Below are 16,055 nucleotides of genomic sequence, written 5' to 3' on the forward strand. Positions count from 1 at the left end.
TCCTCTGTGGACTGTGTGCTCGTATGTGCGGTGTGGTCGTGGCGGGTCGACCTTTGAGGCGGCCGAGGGATGAGACACCGACGAATCCAGGGTCGGCGCCGCTCGCTCTTTCCCATCGCCCCTGGACCGGCCTCGCCGGTAGAAGGGTGGAAGAGCGGTTCAGCGCTTCGACCAGGTGAGCGCGGGCCCCGCCGCGTAGCGCTCGCGCAACTCCTCGGCGACCTTCCGGGAAGCGGGAGGGCGGCCCCTTTGTGGCGTGGGCGCAGCCGGGCTTCCGCTCGCGGACTCGGTTACCTGCACGGACACGGGCGGGAGTGGGCTCGCGGTGTCGCTCGCGGCTGGTGAGCCCGGACCGGATTCACCGCCAGGTGGCGAGACGACGACCTTTTCAACCGAGATCGCCGGCTCTTCGCGCAGCAGTTTCTCCAGTGAGTCGAGCCGGTCCAGCATCGGTCCATCAGGCTGCGGCAGCACCAACGTGGAATGGTCCTTCGCCGTCGTCTCCTGGATCAGAGCGCGCCGTGCACGAGCCGGACTCGTACCCAACTGACGCATGAGGTCGGCACACTGCCGGGTCACCTCCTCCAGGGAGGGACGGTCGTCCGCTTTGTGCGCCAGCATGCCCGTCACGATCGGGGCCAGCTCATCGGGCAGCCCAGACAGATCGGGGCCGATCGCGGGGTTGACCACCTGCGCGGCGACTGCCTCCCATCGGGCGCCGTCGTACGGGTAGTGCTCGGTCGCCGCGTACAGAAGTACGGTGCCCAGGCCGTACACGTCAGCGGCCTGCGTCACGTCCACCTCGCCCAGGGCCTGTTCGGGCGGCATGCAGCGAACCGTGCCGATGACCATGCCGGCCTGCGTGAGCGTTCCCTTGGACGCTCCGACGAAAGCGCCAAGGCCGAAGTCGATGATTACCGGACCGAAGTCGCCGAGGATGACGTTCTGCGCCTTCAGGTCGCGGTGCACCAGACCAGCGGCGTGCACAGCGGCAAGCCCCTCAGCCAGCAGCGCGCCGAGGCTCGCCACGAGCGGCGCGGACAGCGGACCCTGGTCCCGAACGACGTCGGAAAGCGGTCGGCCGGGGACATAGTCCATGGCCAGCCAGGGCTGCTCGGCGAACGGGTCCGCCTCGATGAAACGGGCCACACGGCCCGTACCCGAGATCGTGCGCGCGATCGCCGCCTCGCGTTCAAACCGGGCGCGCGTGTGGGGGTCCGTACGGTCCGGCCGGATCACCTTCACGGCAACCGGTTCACCCGCGACCGAGTAGGCGAGGTACACCTCCCCCATCCCGCCCGCGCCGAGTCGGCACTCGACGAGGTACGGACCGATACGCGACGGCAGAGGCGCGCTGCTCACTGCATCCCCCCTGACTCCCGCAACGACAGCACAGCCTTGCTCGGCGCCTGCCTCCGCTCCGCCGGAGAAAGAGTAGATCGCAGGAGACAGGGGCACCGACGAATCACGCCCACAGCCTACCGATCGGCCTCCCACAGGAGAAAGTAATCACATCGGACCGGGCCGTTCTCCCCGGCTCCGTGTCCGGAAACGGGCCACATTGGTACGGTTCGATGGTCAGCTCGCCAGACGACCGAGGGTGCTTGCTGTCGTCCTCGTCGGTGATGGTCACCTATACCGGGCGGGGGACTCCACCTGGGACGATGGTGGCACCTGGGAGCCAGGTGGTGTTGGGCTCGGGGTGGCTGGCCCTGGGTCCTGTTGTTCAGGCCCTTCCACAGCCGTCGGTAGGCGACGCCGTCCACGGTGATCGTGTACGGGATGCCGTCCAGGCAGTCGGCGAGGGCGGGCCGGAGCAGGTGCGGGATCATGGACGTCGACGAAGACCGCAGTACGACGGGGAGCAGCGAGTGGACGCCGCGGAGATAGACGAGACGCCGTGGGACGCGCCGGAGGACTGGGCGCGGGCCGGTGAGGCGGAGCGGATCGCGGAGTGGGGCGAGGTTCTCGCGGGGGAACGGGCGAAGCTCCGCAAGCGACTCGACACCCTGGACCACCGGCTGGCGAACACCCTGCGGATCCTGGCCCTCAGCCCCGGCCGGCCCTTCGTCGAGCAACTGCTGCGCCTGTACCGCGCGGCGCACCAGAGTAACGCCGGCTCGCCGACCGGCCCCCGCCTCCTGGCCTCGCTCCTCGCCGAGGCCCAGTCGCTGGACGACCTGCTCCCCGCCCTCTCCTACGACGGCGGGCAGTTGTGGGACGAACTGCGCGCCTGCCTGTTCCACGAGGTGTTGCTGCGCGGTGTCGACGCGCAGGAGATCTACCGACGGTCCGGCAACATCCACTTCTGCGCCCCGTGGGGCGGCCTGGCCTGGTTGCCCGACCGGCTCGCGGACATGGAGCGCGGAATCTCCGCCCACCTTCCCCGCCGCCACTACAACGGCGGTGCCGGTGGCTGCTGCCCGCAGATGTCCTCGCCGGTGCCGCTCGACGCCGCCGCCCGGCGCGCCGGGGCCGGGCACCCGGTGGTCGACGCCACGACGGCGCGCCTCGTGGAGGCGATCGGAGGGCCACCGGAGCAGGGTGGCTGGGGTGGTCACGAGGTGGCGGTCTTCGCCACGGAGCAGCCCGTCAGTCCGGAGGCGCTGCCGGCCGTGGTCGCCTCGCTGCCGATGGAGTGTCTCGAAGGACTGGGCGAGGACGGCCGCTTCACCTACGCCCCCTGCTCGCTCGGCGAGGTGTGGCATCTGCTGTTCACGACCGCCTCACACACCGCGGTCTACGGCGGGGGCGTCCACGGCGCCTATGGACGCCTGAACGCCTGGCGGTCGCTGGCGGGGCTCGCCGGCGCACGCCCGGACGCCGACCCCGACGAGGTCGAGCGGGTGGCGTCGGCCTGCACCTGGCTGCGGTTCGAGGCGGACTCCGCCTGGTTCCACAACGAGATCAACGACTTCGGCGTGGTGGCACTCACCCCGGACGGCCGCCGCATCGCGGTGCTGGCCGCCACCGACACCGACTGACCGAAGGGCGAATGGGCCTCCCCGAAGGCCGACCGAGGGGTCGGACTGAGGCGTTTCGACTATCCGGCGCCGGGGTGGTGGCTGCGGTTGAGGTCCCAGACGGCGGCGAGAACGGGGTGCCGGGGACGCGGCCACACGGGACAGACGAGCTGGTGCGGAATGCGACAGCGGGTCTCGGGCGACGGCGGAGTGTCGCGGTTCTCGGCGTGCCCGTCGCCCGCGACGATCCACCGCCACCCTTCGGGCACGACGGGTACCGGGAGCAGGACGCGGGGCTCCAACAACACCCAGTGCTCGTAACGGGTCTCGTACCGGTCCTGGTCGCGCGCGCAGTCGCGGCAGCGGGGCGGGGCCGGAGGCGCTGGCGCGTCAGCGTGCTCGGCGATCGCCCGGTCGTGGGCATCAAGCGTCAGGGCGTCCTGATAGCAGGGGTCGCAGAGGATGGCACCGGTGCGTCTCTGCGCGACGGTGGGTCGGCCCTGCTGGCATGCGCGGCAGATGTGTGGTTCGTAGAGTCCCCCCATGGGTGCAGGGTGCAAGCGCCGCGCAACGGCCGACGAGGCGGCCGTTGGACGTTTCTGCCGGTGGCGGCGGTACGCGAGGGACCCGCGGCGGCAGGGCGGGCGCCACGGGGCACCACGAGGCGCAGAGCTCGTGGCCGACGAGCGGGCCTTTTCGCGCGAGCGGGCGGCGGAACGAGCGGGGGTCCGGCGACACTCCAGGGCGCGGCGACCCTCCGGAGCGTGGAGACACTACGGAAGCACTGCACAGCGCGGGGACACCTGAGAGGGGAAACGCTCTCGTAATAGGCGGTGGGTACAGTGCCCGCTCCTGTGAGGTAGGGAGTGACTCGTGCGGCAGAACACCGCGGTGGGCACCGGCATACGCGTCGGGCCGGGGACGGAGGAGCACCTGAAGGAGCTCACCGACATCTACAACCACTACGTGATCCGTACGCCGATCACGTTCGACGTGGAGCCCGTCCGCGTCGAGGACCGTGCGCGGTGGCTGGCCGACCACCCTCCCACCGGCCGGCATCGACTCCTGGTCGCCGAGGAGGCGGGCCAGGTCCTCGGGTACGCCACCAGCAGCGCCCTGCGGCCCAAGCAGGCGTACGAGACGTCGGTGGAGACCAGCATCTACCTCGCCCCGGAGCACACCGGACGCGGCCTCGGCGGCCTGCTGTACCAGGCGCTCTTCGAGGCGCTGGCCGAGGAGGACGTGCACCGCGCCTACGCGGTGATCACCCAGCCCAACGAGGCGTCCATGCGTCTGCACCAGCGCTTCGGCTTCCGCCCGGCGGGCGTCCACCACGAGGTGGGCCGGAAGTTCGGCACCTACTGGGACGTCGCCTGGCTCGAGAAGCCCCTCCGTTAGGCTCCCCGTCCGTCGGCGTCCGTCGGCGTCCGTCGACATCCCTCGGCAGGGACGGAACGCCCCTGGCCGACCGGGAATCCCCCCTCAGCGCATCACCTTGATGCCGAAAGGGGTGCCGAATCCGAGCGCGAAGCCGATGGCGCTGTGCAGGTGCGCGTACATCTCCATGCCGCGCGCGGAGGCGATGCCGCCCAGGTCGAGGACGTCGGTCCAGCCGTACGAGCGGAGGAGCGCGGTCACGGCCTGCTTGGCGTCGTCGTGGTCCCCCGCGATGAACATCGTGTGGTCCCCGGATGCGACCGCCTGGGGATCCACGACGGTCGTCTGCTCCTGAGTGACGAAGCCCTTGACGACCTTGGTGTACGGGAGGGCACGTTGGATCTGCTCACCGAGGCTGTCGCTGTCGCAGGGGTCGAAGGTGGGCATGACGCCCCACGGCGTGGGCCAGGGGTGCTCGATGTCGGGGTCGTTGACGAAGGGCACGGCGTAGTCGACGAGGGTCTTGCCGGCCAGCCGGTACGCCGCGACCCCGCGCGGCGGATCGAGGAGATCGCCGCCGCCACCGAGCGGGTCATCGCGGATCGGGGTATCGAGGGCCTGACCCACCGCGCGGTCGCCGAGGAGGCCGGCGTCCCCCTCGGGGCGACGACGTACCACTTCGCCACCAAGGACGACCTCATCAAGGCCGCTCTGGAGCGCGCCTACCACCGCTACGCCACCACCCTCGAGGAGTGGGCCGCCCATCGGCCCGAGCTCACCCCGCACCAGCTCACCGTCCTCCTCGCCGATGCGCTCATGGGCTGCTTCGGCCCCCATCGGGACCAGGAGGTCGTCCAGCTGGAGCTCTACCTCGCGGCGCTGCGCCGGCCCGCCCTGCGCCCCATCGCCGACCGGTACACCGAGACGACCACCAACCTCCTCCTCGCGTACGTCGACCCCGTCACGGCCCAGGCCGTGACCGCCGCCATGAACGGCCTCACGCTCCGCGGCCTGGCCTCGACCCGGCCCCCCACCCGCACCGAGGTCGAGAACATCCTCGGCCGCATCCTGACCCCCCACCCCGGCCTCCCCACCTCCCCGTCACCGGTCGCCGACGTCGCCGCCGGGCGCTGAGCCCGCGCACACCCGCCCCTCTGAGAAGGTGCGAGGCGTCCCGCCCCCCGATGGCAGGATGGGGGAGTGACGACGAACGAGCCGTGGGCCGCCCACGGGGACCTGGCAGCGGCGAGGACACGGGTGTACGAGCCGGCCGGCTTCTCCTGTTCGCCCCCGGTACCGGAGTCGGAGGGCGCCGAGTACGCCGCTCACGCGCTCACGGTGAACGGCCTCTCGGTCCGGTTCCGGGTGGGCAAGACCACCCCGAACAAGGTCGGCCAGTTCGTCACCGTCTGGCAGCGGTCCGCCGAGGGGCCGATCCGACCCTTCGACGTCGACGACGCCGTGGACCTGTTCGTCATCAGCAGCCGCGACGGCGACGGTTTCGGCCAGTTCGTCTTCCCGCGGGAGGTGCTCCGCGAGCGGGACATCGTCTCCCGCGACGGCACCGGTGGGAAACGGGGATTCCGCGTCTATCCGCCGTGGGTGACGACCACCAACCGTCAGGCTCGCACCACCCAGGCGTGGCAGGTCGAGCACTTCCTCCCCCTCCCGGAGGACGCACCCGTGGATCTGCGGCGCGCCCGGGCCCTCTACCGCGGCTAGGGCGGTGCCTTCCTGGCCGCGAGCCGCTCCGTCGGTTCTCCCGGTCCGCACCGTCCGACGGGAACGACGTCGCCTCCTCTGTCGTTTCGCGACCGTCGACTGTGTTGAGGAATCGGGGGGCAACTGTGGCGATGTGGGCCATGTCGTTCTCGGCGTTCGTGTGTCTACTGGTCTTCTTCGCCCTGGCGGAGAGCGTGTGGCGATGGTTCACGGGGCTGGGCCTGATTCCATGGCTACGCAGGCGCACGGGGCGGTCGTTGTCGAACACGGCCTTCGACGAGTTCACGGCGGTCGTGAACGGAAACAAGACGGTAGAGCTGGAGCAGCGGTGGGTGGAGCTGATGCGACGGGAGGACGAGAGCGATGGTGCGCCGCCCCGCTCCAGCGTCGACCTGACCAAGGGCACCGCGTTCATCGTGTTGCCACAGGAGGCGGACGGCCCGCGCGCTGACCGGCGTGACACCTTTGAGGGATGACGGTGAAACGTGATCCTGAGGAAACGGGTGCGGAACCGTCCACGCTGTGGGGGCGTATCGCGTGCTTGTGGGCGGTCGCGTTCGCCGGGTTGCACTTCTACTGGGCCGTCGGCGGTGATGTGGGGCTGAGCGTCTCCGCCGGCCCGCTGGCCACCGAGCGCCCGCTGTGGTTCGTCGTGGTCGGTTTGTGGGGTGTGGGCGCGCTCTGTCTCCTCGGCGCCCTGCTGGCATGGGTGCTTGCCGGGTCCAGGCTCCGGGGTGTTCCCGGTCTGCTGGCAAGGTGGCTGGGGTGGAGCGCCAGCGCGCTCCTTCTGGCCCGTGGCATCGGTGTCGAGGTGTTGCTGCTGACCGACCCAACGCACCTCGACCCCTCCGTGAGTGCGGGGCAGCGGGCCTGGACGCTGGCCCTCTGGAATCCCTGGTTCATCGCCGGAGGACTGGCCTTCGGCCTCGCCACCCTTCGGTCCGGCAGGCATGCCGACGCGGCACCGCCACCCGCGTCCAGAGGCTGACCGCTCCGCCAGTCAACCCACAGCCCCACGAGGCCGACAGCGGCAGGTCACTTCATGGGAGAAGGTGACTGCCCATCTCACCGCCCACCGGCTCCACTTCGCCCTGTCGAAAACAGCCCCCGCCGCTGTCGGCACCTCCCGCGCGGGGCCGGGAGGTACACCGCGGCCGCGAGGATCTGCACACACGCCGCCACGGTCAGGGCGCCGGGGAGCGACCATGAGGCGACGGGGCCGGCGGCTGCCGCGCCCAGGGCGTAGCCGGTGATCTTGAGGCTGGCGCCGGTGGTGAAGATCTGGCCGCGCAGACGGTCCGGCGCCTCCCGGTGCCGCACCGCGAACAAGGCGGTGAGCTGCGGCCCTTCGCCGATTCCGAGGAGGCAGACGGCGATGACGAGGGCGGCGGGTCGACCTGTCGCGGCCAGGGCCGACGCGGCGGCCTGCACCAGGGCGCCGGCCCAGACGACCGTGTCGGGGGCGATCGCACGCGGCGACCGGGCCAGCACGGCGTTGGCGACCAGGGCCGTGACGGCCGCGCAGGACAGCAGCAGCGCGCCGTGGCTGGCGCCACCGAAGGCGCGTTCGCCCAGCAGCGGGGCACAAACCGTCAGCATGCCCTGGGCGCCGCAACAGACGACGGAGGCGAGGGTCGCCCGGGCGAGGGGAGGGGTCCGGGTGATGAACCGCACCCCGGCGGCGAGGTCCCCGGCCAACGAGGTCGCGTGCGGACTCCCCGCCGGCCCGCCTCCCTCAGTGGTTCCGGATGCCGGTCCGCGGCCCGTGGGCAGGTGCCAGGCGGCAGGCGTCGCCAGGCCGATGAGCACCACCGAGAGCACGACGGCCGTCGGCGCGCCGCACGCCTCCGCCATGAGGCCGGCGAGGGCGGGCCCGACCAGGCCGGCCATGCTGAAGGTCATCGCGTCCAGGGCGTTCGCCCGAGGGAGCCCCTCGGCCCCGACCACGCGCGGGAGTCGGGCCGTCCAGCCGCCCGAGAGCGCGGGCGCCGGCAACCCCGTGAACACGGCGATCAGCACGGTGACGGCGAACGGAAACCGGTCGAGACCCACGAGGATCACCGTCAGGCCCGTCGCGTAGAGAACGAGCGCCGCGGCCAGGAGGCGCCCCGGCCACCGTGCTCTGTCGAGGAGCGCGCCCAGCACCGGCCCGCCCACCGCGGCCGCGATCGTGATGCCCGCGAGCAGCGACGACGCCTCGGTGGCCGAACCGGCGAGCGCGAACCCGGCCAGCATGAGCGCCGGTCCGGACATGTCGTCCCCGACCCGGGCCGCCGTCGCACCGGCGAGATACGCACCCATCGAGTAACGCCTTTTCATCGGCCACACGGTACGCAGGTAACTCAAAACCCTGCAATATGCGTTACATGCGCTACATTCCTGCCGTGCCCTCCGCAACCGACGACTGGTCCACCCGACACTCCGTGCTGGCCATGGCGCGGCGCGCCGCCGCCCTCGTCAACGTCCTCGCCGACGAGTCCCCGGACCCGGGCGCGGTCGCCGAGGTGCTCCGTGCCCACGGCGAGACGGAGCCCCTCGACCTCACCCCCGATGACGTCGCCCAGATGCGCGCGTCAGCCGCCCTGTTGCGGGAGGTCTTCGCCGCCGGCCACGTCGACGGCGCCGCCACCGCCCTCAACCGCCTCCTGCACCAGCACACCGGACCGCTCCGCCTCACCGCACACGGCGGCGACGCCCCCTGGCATCCCCACCTCGACCGCGACGACGACGCCCCCTGGGGCGAGTGGCTGCTCGCCTCGTCCTGCCTGGCGTTGACCGTCCTCGTCTGGGATCACCAGCGCCCGCCCGGCAGGGTCTGCGCCTCGCCCAGCTGCCAGAACGTCTTCATCGCACAGGGCAGCGGCCCGGAGCGCCGCTACTGCTCGCGCCGCTGCGCGACCCGCGAACGCGTCGCGGCCCACCGCCGCTCCCACTCCGTCGCACACCCCGGCGACACCACCGGATAGCCACCGGTCGGTCACCGGTCGGCATTCCCGTACGCCCGTCGGGGCCACCCGGCGCAGGGCGAGCGCGGCGGGGGCGACGGAGAGGACCACCGCGGCTGTCGCGCGGCACCCACCGCAAGATGCTCGCGGCCCTCGCCTACCCGCGGGCCTGACCGGTAACCGCCCCGCACCCCGCCTCGGCCCGATCACGCCGATCGTCGGTGCGGCGGCACCCGCCGCACCGGGAGGGCGGCGCGGGCGGCGTCAGGGCCCGCGTACGCGACCGGGCACGCCGTCACCGGGAATCGTCTGGTGAGGTGGCGGAGCCGGCTGTGAGGATGGTCGGATGAGAGCCGACACCGCGTACCACGGAGAGATGGGCGAGCGGTTCGCCGCCCAGGCCACGGACAGCGCCTACAACGCCCACACCGACCGGCCGGCCATGCTGAGGCTCGCCGGCGATGTGAGTGGGCTGCGGGTGGTGGACCTCGGATGCGGGGCGGGACACTACGCCGTCGAGCTCCTCGAGCGGGGCGCCGCGCGGGTCGTCGGCGTGGACGGGAGCGAGAGCATGCTGCGCGCCGCGGAGCGGCGGCTCGGCGACCGCGCCGTCCTGCGCCGGCACGACCTGGAGGAACCGCTGACCTTCCTGGAGGACCAGTCCTTCGACCTGGCCGTGATGGCGCTCGTCTACCACCACATCGACGCGCGCGAGCAACTCCTGGCCGAGATCCGGCGCGTGCTGCGACCAGGCGGCACCCTGCTCGTCTCCACGACCCACCCCACCGGTGACTGGAACTACTTCGGCGGCTCCTACTTCTCCGACGAACGTGTCGAGCTTCCCTTCGACGGCCGGTTCGCGCTGAGCTACTGGCGGATGACACTCGAGAGGTTCCTCGGCGAACTGCTGGGCGCCCGCTTCGTGTTGGAGGAGCTGGCCGAGCCGCGCGCCACCGAGAAGGCCCGACTGGCCGATCCACGTCGCTACGAGAAGACCCACACCAGCCCGTCCTTCCTGGCCGTCAGGCTCCGCCGCCCCTGACGGAACCCTCCGAACGCCCGCCCCGTGTCGGGGCGTACCCTCGCGCGTTCGCCGGCCGCACGGCGTACGAGCGCTCCCCGCCCATCCGCCGGCCTACGGCGCCTGTCCGTTCCCCGCGCATCGCCCGCCCCGTGTCGGGGCGCACCGTCGCGCGTTCGCCGGCCGCACGGCGTACGAGCGCTCCCCGCGCATCCGCCGGCCCCCACGCCGAGGCTCGCGGCCGCGCACCCGTCAGGAGCCACCGTGCGCCTGCGCGCCCCCGGCCCCGTGGCCGGGGGCATCGGCGTTTCGGCCATCAGCGCGCTCGGACGGGGCCGCGCCGCACAAGGGTCCATGGCCCCTACACCCCGCGCCCGTCGCTCTGTCACGAGGATTCCGGCCCGTCTCAAACACGTGTGTTCGATACCGAGGGTCGTGTCGTTGACCCGGATGCCACCCCAGACGCGCCCAACTCCCTGGAGAAGGAGACCAGTTGACCTCCGCGAACACACGGGAACAGCAGGCCGGCAGCGCCCCACCGCCGCCGCTACCGGCCGAGATCACCTATCACGGCGGGTACGCCGTGAACCCGCTCGGCGGGACCTCCTTTCGAACCCTGTGCGCCCGACTCCCGGGCGTCCTGCGTCGCATCGCCGGCATGGCCTGGCGCATCGACCGCCGGGCCGTACTGCTGCTCCTGGCATGCCAGTTGGTCACCGGCGTCGCGGCCGCCGTCCTGTTGGCGGCGACCGCCCGTGCCATGCGCCCGGTCTTCGGCGGCGGGACGGCCGCCGATCGGCTGCATCAGGCGCTGCCCGCCCTCCTGGTCGTCGGCGTCGCCGCCGGCCTCATCCGGTCCGTCGCGGCTCTGGCCATGTACGCCGAGCGACGGATCACGCCCCGCCTGACCACCGAGACGGACACCGCCCTGGTGGAAGCGGTCTGCCGGGTCGAGGCCGCGGCGTACGCCGTCGACGGCTTCGCCGACCGCCAGGAGGCCGCCGAGATGGGAGTGGTCCGCACCCATGTGATGGTCACCGACGCCCAGCGCTTCATGTCGGCCTCCATCAGGATGGTCACGGCCTCCGGCGCCCTCTCGGTGCTCAACCCGCTGCTGTTACCGCTGCTTCTCCTCGCCGTGCTCCCAGCCGGCGTCGGCGCGGTGCTCACCGCCCGCGTGGACTACGAGGTCCACTACGCGAACGTCGCCGACCGCAACGTCAGGGGGATGATGCGATGGTGGTCGACGACGCCCAAGTACGGCGACGAGGTCCGCGCCAACGGCATGACCGACTACCTGCTGTTCTGGTACAGGTCGCTGTCGGACCGCTGCGACCGGCGCACCCTGGGCGCCGCCCCGCGCGCCCTGCGGATCGCCCTCGCCTCGTCCCTCGCCAGCGGCGTCTTCCTCGTCGCCACATGGGCCGCGCTCGCCTGGCTCACGATGACCGGTCGGATCGCGCTCGCCCTCGCGGCGACGGCGGTCGTCGCCGTCCAGACGACGCTCGCCGCCCTGTCCCAGGTCGTCGTCAACGGCGCCGCGCTCTTCCACACCAGTCTGTACCTGACCGACATGCGGGCGTTCCTCGACGACGCCGCGCGACGGGCGCCCAAGCGGGGCGCGCTCTCCGTGGCCGCACCGGTGGAGGAGATCCGGCTGGACGAGGTCGGGTACCGGTACCCGGGCAAGGACCGGCCGGCCGTCGACGGCGTCTCGTTGACGCTGCGCCGCGGGGAGATCCTCGCGATCGTCGGTGTGAACGGCTCCGGAAAGTCGACCCTCACCCGCCTCATCACCGGCATCTACCTCGCCGACAAGGGCCGGGTCACGTGGAACGACACGGACCTCGCGGACGCCGACCCGGCCACCGTCTGGAGCCGCACCGGACTGGTCCCGCAGATCTTCGCCCAGTGGCCGCTCCGGGTCCGCGAGAACGTCAACCTCGGCCAGCCCCGCGGTTTCGACGACGGACCCGTGTGGGACGCGGTCGACGCCGTCGGCATGCGCGAGGCGGTCGAGGAGCTGCCCGCCGGTCTCGACACCCTGCTCGCCCGGGAGATCTTCGGCGGGGCGGAGCTCTCCGGCGGGCAGTGGCAGCGGCTGGCCTGCTCCAGGGCCCTGTACCGCCGACCGTCGCTGCTCATCCTCGACGAGCCCACATCCCAGATGGACCCGCGGGGCGAGCACGTCATCTTCGAGCGGATCAAGGCCATCGCGGCCGACCGCATCACCATCGTGGTCACCCACCGCCTCGAGAACACCAAGGTCGCCGACCGCATCGTGGTGATGGAACACGGCCGCATCACCGAACAGGGCCGCTACGACGACCTCGTCCACGCCGGCGGAACCTTCGCCGAACTCCTCGCACTCTCCCAGGACCGCTAGGCAACCCCTGTCCCGCTGGTCGGTCGGTGGGGACGCGCCGCCGCGTCCCCACCGGCCGACCGGCCACCGCGTATCGGGAGAGGCGCGACAGGCTCCGGTGTGGGGCTGTGCGCGCGCGGGCGGCGTTGTCAGTGGTCGCCTCTATCTTCAGTCGTGTTCCGCCGATCTGGCGTGGACTTCCCCTTGGTGCATTGGAGATGGTGCGTTGTCATATCGGGAGAGGTCGAGCACGGCGCGTGTGATACCGCCCGCGAGGCCGCGGAAGCTCGCCAAGGTCCCGTTCGTCGAGTTGGCCGACGGACGCCTGCAGGGCGTGGTGTCCAGCGGCTCGGACATCGAGCGGGTCTATGTGTCCTCGGTGGCGGCCGGCACGTACGCGTTCGCCTGCAGCACCAACAACAACCGGCCCTGCGGCGGGGCGCGCGGCTCGTTCTGCAACCACATCCGGGCCCTGATCAACGAGGCGGTGCTGCAGTACGGCGCGGAGCGGGTCACCCGCTATCTGCGGGTCGAGCCCGCGGACGGGGAGCCGACCGCGCAGACCATCGCCACCGCCATGAGCGGCACGCGTCCGCCCCAGGGAGACACCAAGGCCGCCGCGCCCGTCTTCAGCCGGTTCCTGCGCCACCTGGCCTATCTGGAGCTGGCGCCGACCACCGCGCCGCTGCCGGAGATGCAGTGGTTCCCGCCGACCAGGGCGGTGGCCTGATGCGCGCCGACCTGTTCGCCGAAGCCTTCGACGGGCTCGACGAGGCCCTGGCCGCCGTAGACGCCTTCGACCAGGCTCTCGTCGCCGGCCTGCTCCGCCCGCAGCCCGCCCAGGCGGCCGGCCTGACCGAGCTCGCCCACGCCGTCGCGGGGAGCCCGCTGGCCGCCAGGGTCGCCGAGGCGGTCGAGAAGGCAGCGGCCGGCGCCGCGAGCGAGGACCACTTCATCGCGCTCGCCGCCGCCCGCACCGCGCTGCTCGGCTCGGTCCACGACGCGCTGACGGCCCGGGTCGCGGAGGCGACCGGTCGGACGCGGGGCGAGGAGACCGCCGTACCGCCCGGTGCCGAGCAGGCGGTGAACGTGCTGGCCGCGGCCCGCTCCTGGCTCTCCGACCTGGCCCGCGCCGGGTGGCGGGGCATCGACCACGAGCTGGTCGCCGGCTCCGCGCAGGTCGTCTCCGCGATGCTTCCGGACCCGGCCCTGCGACGCCTGGCGACGCTCCTCGACGGCTTCGCCGCCGAGCTCGCCGCGTCCTGCCCGGGCGTCACCCTGGAGCGTGTGCCGGCCCGGCGCTGGGCCGACCTGTGGTCGCGCGCGATGCTGCTGACGCTGCCCGGTGCGGCCGCCGCGCCCCCGACCGGTACGGCCACCGGCCGCCTGCTGCCCCTCGGCGTCGATGTGCAGGAACACGCGACCGCCGTCCAGGCCCAGGTCCACGCGGTGTTCGAGCCCGCCGACGGGGCCGCGCCGCGCCTGGTGCGGGCCAGCGTGTCGGCGCCGAAGCCCGACACGGTCGTCGGAGCCGGGCTGTGGCAGCTGCTCCGCCCGCACCTGTCGCTCCTGGCGGCCGTCGGTGAAGGCCGCTCCATGGACCTCGCCGACATGCCGGTCACCGCCGAGGGCGACCTGCTGTGGAGCGACGAGCACGCTCGGCAGGGTGAGCCCGCCGACGCCTTCGCCACCGCGCGTGTCGCCCTGCCGACCGCCGTCGACGCGGTGACGGCGCCGCTCGACCGGCACCCGGCGCGCGTCGCCGTGCCCGTCTTCCTGGAGGGCTACACCGCCCAGAAGGACGACGACGGGCTGACGTTCACCGTCGCGGGACACCCGCTCGCCGTCGACACCGACCGCATGCCCACCGCCGGTCCGCTCACCCCCGAGGCCGTCGCGGCGTCCGCCGCGTGCGTCGGGCTGCTCCGCTGGGACGCCGGGACGTTCCGTGTCCAGCCCCTGGCCGTGGAGACGACCGTGCGGAAGAAGACCGTCGCGCTCCATGCCGGGGGGTGGGCCGGCGGCACCACCGACAAGGCGGGCGTCAGGGCCGAGAAGGCCGCCACCGACGCCGTGGCCGTGCTGCGGGAGCGAGCCGGAAGGCTGCTGCGGAAATGACCGAGCACACCATCGACACGACGGCCCGAACGATGGAGCACACCACCGAACCGACGGCCGAACCGCCAGCCGGACAGGCGATCGGACCGACCACCGGGCAGAGCGCCGGGCCGGCGACCGCGCCGACGACAGCCAACGCCGAGGTGGACCCGCACGACAACCGCCGTCAGGCGCTGTACTGGAGACTCCTCGCCCGCCTCTTCGACCCCGAGGAACAGGCCACACTGGAATCGGCGAGCCTCGCCGTCGTCGAGGACATCGGTCTGCCGTCCGCGCTGCTGGACCCGCAGACCTCGGTCGACTCGATCGTGCAGCGCCACCCCGAGCTGGCCGCCGAGTTCGACGGCCTGATGACGCCGGAGGCCGACGAGGACGGCGGACGCGACCGGACCGCCGAGGTACGGCGCGCGGCGCTGGTGTCCAAGGTGCTGCTCAACGTGTTCGCCTCCGGCTCCGGCACGGTCACCGCCGGACAGCTGGCGCGCTGGCAGTCCGACGCGGGCTGGCTGGAGCGCGCGTTCGGCTGCAAGCCCGGCGAGCTGCGCGGCGGCCGCGCCGGGGGAGGGGGCGGAGGGGACGTCAGCCCGACCGGCACCGGCGGTGGCGGCACGACACCGGACCTCAGCCGGCTGATCCCGGCGATCGGCCCCGAACTCGGCGCCATCGAGGCCGACCTCGTCAAGCGGATGCATCTGCGCGAGGTGCTGGCCGACCCCCAGCTCGCCGCGCGGCTGACCCCGAGCATGTCGCTGATCGAGCAGCTGCTGCGGGACAAGAACAACCTCTCGGGCGTGGCCCTGGCCAACGCCAAGGCCCTGATCCGCCGCTTCGTCGACGAGGTCGCCGAAGTGCTGCGCACGCAGGTGGAGAAGGCCACGGTAGGCGCCCTTGACCGCTCCATCCCGCCCAAGCGGGTGTTCCGCAACCTCGACATCGACCGCACGATCTGGAAGAACCTCACCAACTGGAGCCCGGAGGAGGAGCGGCTGTACGTCGACCGCCTCTACTACCGGCACACCGTCCGCAAGACCACGCCCCAGCGGCTGATCGTCGTCGTGGACCAGTCCGGCTCGATGGTCGACTCCATGGTGAACTGCACCATCCTGGCGTCGATCTTCGCCGGGCTGCCGAAGGTGGACGTCCACCTCATCGCGTACGACACGCAGGCGCTCGACCTCACCCCGTGGGTCCACGACCCGTTCGAGACCCTGCTGCGCACCAACCTCGGGGGTGGCACCGACGGCACCGTCGCCATGGCGCTCGCCCAGCCGAAGATCGCCGAGCCCCGCAACACCGTCGTGGTGTGGATCTCCGACTTCTTCGAATGGCAGACGGAGCCGCTGTTCGAGAGCATGGCCGCCATTCACCGCTCCGGAGCGAAGTTCATCCCGGTCGGCTCGGTGACCAGCTCCGGCCGCGGCAGCGTCAACCCGTGGTTCCGGGAGCGGTTCAAGGACCTCGGCACGCCGGTGCTCTCCGGCCACATCCGCAAGCTCGTCCACGAACTCAAGACGTTCCTCGCTTGAGTCCTGTTGAGAGACCTC

Annotated in this window: 16 protein-coding genes; 12 read left to right on the top strand and 4 right to left on the bottom strand. The window is 72.2% G+C overall.

Features of this window, described 5'->3' with window-relative positions:
• Positions 1 to 159 precede the first annotated feature (159 nt).
• Positions 160 to 1,362, bottom strand: coding sequence for a serine/threonine-protein kinase (locus tag CD790_RS17270; protein WP_144384150.1), 1,203 nt, complete (start codon positions 1,360 to 1,362; stop codon positions 160 to 162).
• 509 nt (positions 1,363 to 1,871) lie between these two features.
• Here CD790_RS17270 and CD790_RS17275 point away from each other — a divergent pair.
• Positions 1,872 to 2,984, top strand: coding sequence for a DUF6183 family protein (locus CD790_RS17275; protein WP_144384151.1), 1,113 nt, complete (start codon positions 1,872 to 1,874; stop codon positions 2,982 to 2,984).
• Between the two features lie 59 nt (positions 2,985 to 3,043).
• Here CD790_RS17275 and CD790_RS17280 read toward each other — a convergent pair whose 3' ends face one another.
• Complete coding sequence (locus CD790_RS17280; RefSeq protein WP_144384152.1) at positions 3,044 to 3,508, bottom strand: DUF6083 domain-containing protein; 465 nt, start codon at positions 3,506 to 3,508, stop codon at positions 3,044 to 3,046.
• Between the two features lie 328 nt (positions 3,509 to 3,836).
• Here CD790_RS17280 and CD790_RS17285 point away from each other — a divergent pair, with 328 nt between their 5' ends.
• Positions 3,837 to 4,361 carry a GNAT family N-acetyltransferase gene (locus tag CD790_RS17285; protein WP_260867654.1) on the top strand — a complete coding sequence of 175 codons (525 nt, stop codon included), beginning with the start codon at positions 3,837 to 3,839 and terminating at the stop codon, positions 4,359 to 4,361.
• Positions 4,362 to 4,445: 84 nt separating this feature from the next.
• On the opposite strand, the gene CD790_RS17290 is transcribed toward CD790_RS17285, so the two are convergent.
• Complete coding sequence (locus CD790_RS17290; RefSeq protein ID WP_260867655.1) at positions 4,446 to 4,844, bottom strand: NADPH-dependent F420 reductase; 399 nt, start codon at positions 4,842 to 4,844, stop codon at positions 4,446 to 4,448.
• Between CD790_RS17290 and CD790_RS17295 the strand changes: the two genes are divergently transcribed.
• The 4 genes from CD790_RS17295 (at position 4,812) to CD790_RS17310 (ending at position 7,050) form a co-directional block, all read left to right on the top strand.
• Positions 4,812 to 5,474, top strand: coding sequence for a TetR/AcrR family transcriptional regulator (locus tag CD790_RS17295; RefSeq protein WP_144384153.1), 663 nt, complete (start codon positions 4,812 to 4,814; stop codon positions 5,472 to 5,474). The two genes, CD790_RS17290 and CD790_RS17295, sit on opposite strands and share 33 nt — an antisense overlap.
• 66 nt (positions 5,475 to 5,540) lie before the next feature.
• Positions 5,541 to 6,062 (top strand): MepB family protein, encoded by a 522-nt coding sequence (locus tag CD790_RS17300; RefSeq protein WP_144384154.1) that lies wholly within the window; start codon positions 5,541 to 5,543, stop codon positions 6,060 to 6,062.
• Between the two features lie 131 nt (positions 6,063 to 6,193).
• Positions 6,194 to 6,538 carry a DUF6191 domain-containing protein gene (locus tag CD790_RS17305; RefSeq protein ID WP_260867700.1) on the top strand — a complete coding sequence of 115 codons (345 nt, stop codon included), beginning with the start codon at positions 6,194 to 6,196 and terminating at the stop codon, positions 6,536 to 6,538.
• Complete coding sequence (locus CD790_RS17310; protein ID WP_144384156.1) at positions 6,535 to 7,050, top strand: DUF3995 domain-containing protein; 516 nt, start codon at positions 6,535 to 6,537, stop codon at positions 7,048 to 7,050. Before CD790_RS17305 ends, CD790_RS17310 begins: the two co-directional genes overlap by 4 nt.
• A 77-nt stretch (positions 7,051 to 7,127) precedes the next feature.
• On the opposite strand, the gene CD790_RS17315 is transcribed toward CD790_RS17310, so the two are convergent.
• Positions 7,128 to 8,381, bottom strand: coding sequence for an MFS transporter (locus CD790_RS17315; protein ID WP_144384157.1), 1,254 nt, complete (start codon positions 8,379 to 8,381; stop codon positions 7,128 to 7,130).
• Between the two features lie 38 nt (positions 8,382 to 8,419).
• Between CD790_RS17315 and CD790_RS17320 the strand changes: the two genes are divergently transcribed.
• From CD790_RS17320 to CD790_RS17345, 6 genes are all read left to right on the top strand, one after another.
• Complete coding sequence (locus CD790_RS17320) at positions 8,420 to 9,028, top strand: CGNR zinc finger domain-containing protein (protein ID WP_144384158.1); 609 nt, start codon at positions 8,420 to 8,422, stop codon at positions 9,026 to 9,028.
• A gap of 325 nt (positions 9,029 to 9,353) precedes the next feature.
• A complete protein-coding gene (locus CD790_RS17325) occupies positions 9,354 to 10,049 on the top strand; it encodes a class I SAM-dependent methyltransferase (protein ID WP_144384159.1) in 696 nt (231 codons plus the stop codon).
• A gap of 472 nt (positions 10,050 to 10,521) precedes the next feature.
• Positions 10,522 to 12,414, top strand: a complete 1,893-nt coding sequence (locus CD790_RS17330; RefSeq protein WP_144384160.1) for an ATP-binding cassette domain-containing protein — start codon at positions 10,522 to 10,524, stop codon at positions 12,412 to 12,414.
• Positions 12,415 to 12,652: 238 nt separating this feature from the next.
• Positions 12,653 to 13,123, top strand: a complete 471-nt coding sequence (locus CD790_RS17335) for a hypothetical protein (RefSeq protein ID WP_144384161.1) — start codon at positions 12,653 to 12,655, stop codon at positions 13,121 to 13,123.
• Positions 13,123 to 14,511 carry a hypothetical protein gene (locus CD790_RS17340; protein ID WP_144384162.1) on the top strand — a complete coding sequence of 463 codons (1,389 nt, stop codon included), beginning with the start codon at positions 13,123 to 13,125 and terminating at the stop codon, positions 14,509 to 14,511. The genes CD790_RS17335 and CD790_RS17340 overlap by 1 nt, the downstream gene beginning before the upstream one ends.
• 32 nt (positions 14,512 to 14,543) lie before the next feature.
• Positions 14,544 to 16,037 (top strand): VWA domain-containing protein, encoded by a 1,494-nt coding sequence (locus CD790_RS17345; protein WP_260867701.1) that lies wholly within the window; start codon positions 14,544 to 14,546, stop codon positions 16,035 to 16,037.
• Positions 16,038 to 16,055: the final 18 nt, after the last annotated feature.

The sequence above is a fragment of the Streptomyces sp. SAJ15 genome (assembly GCF_007595705.1).
GTDB lineage: Bacteria > Actinomycetota > Actinomycetes > Streptomycetales > Streptomycetaceae > Streptomyces.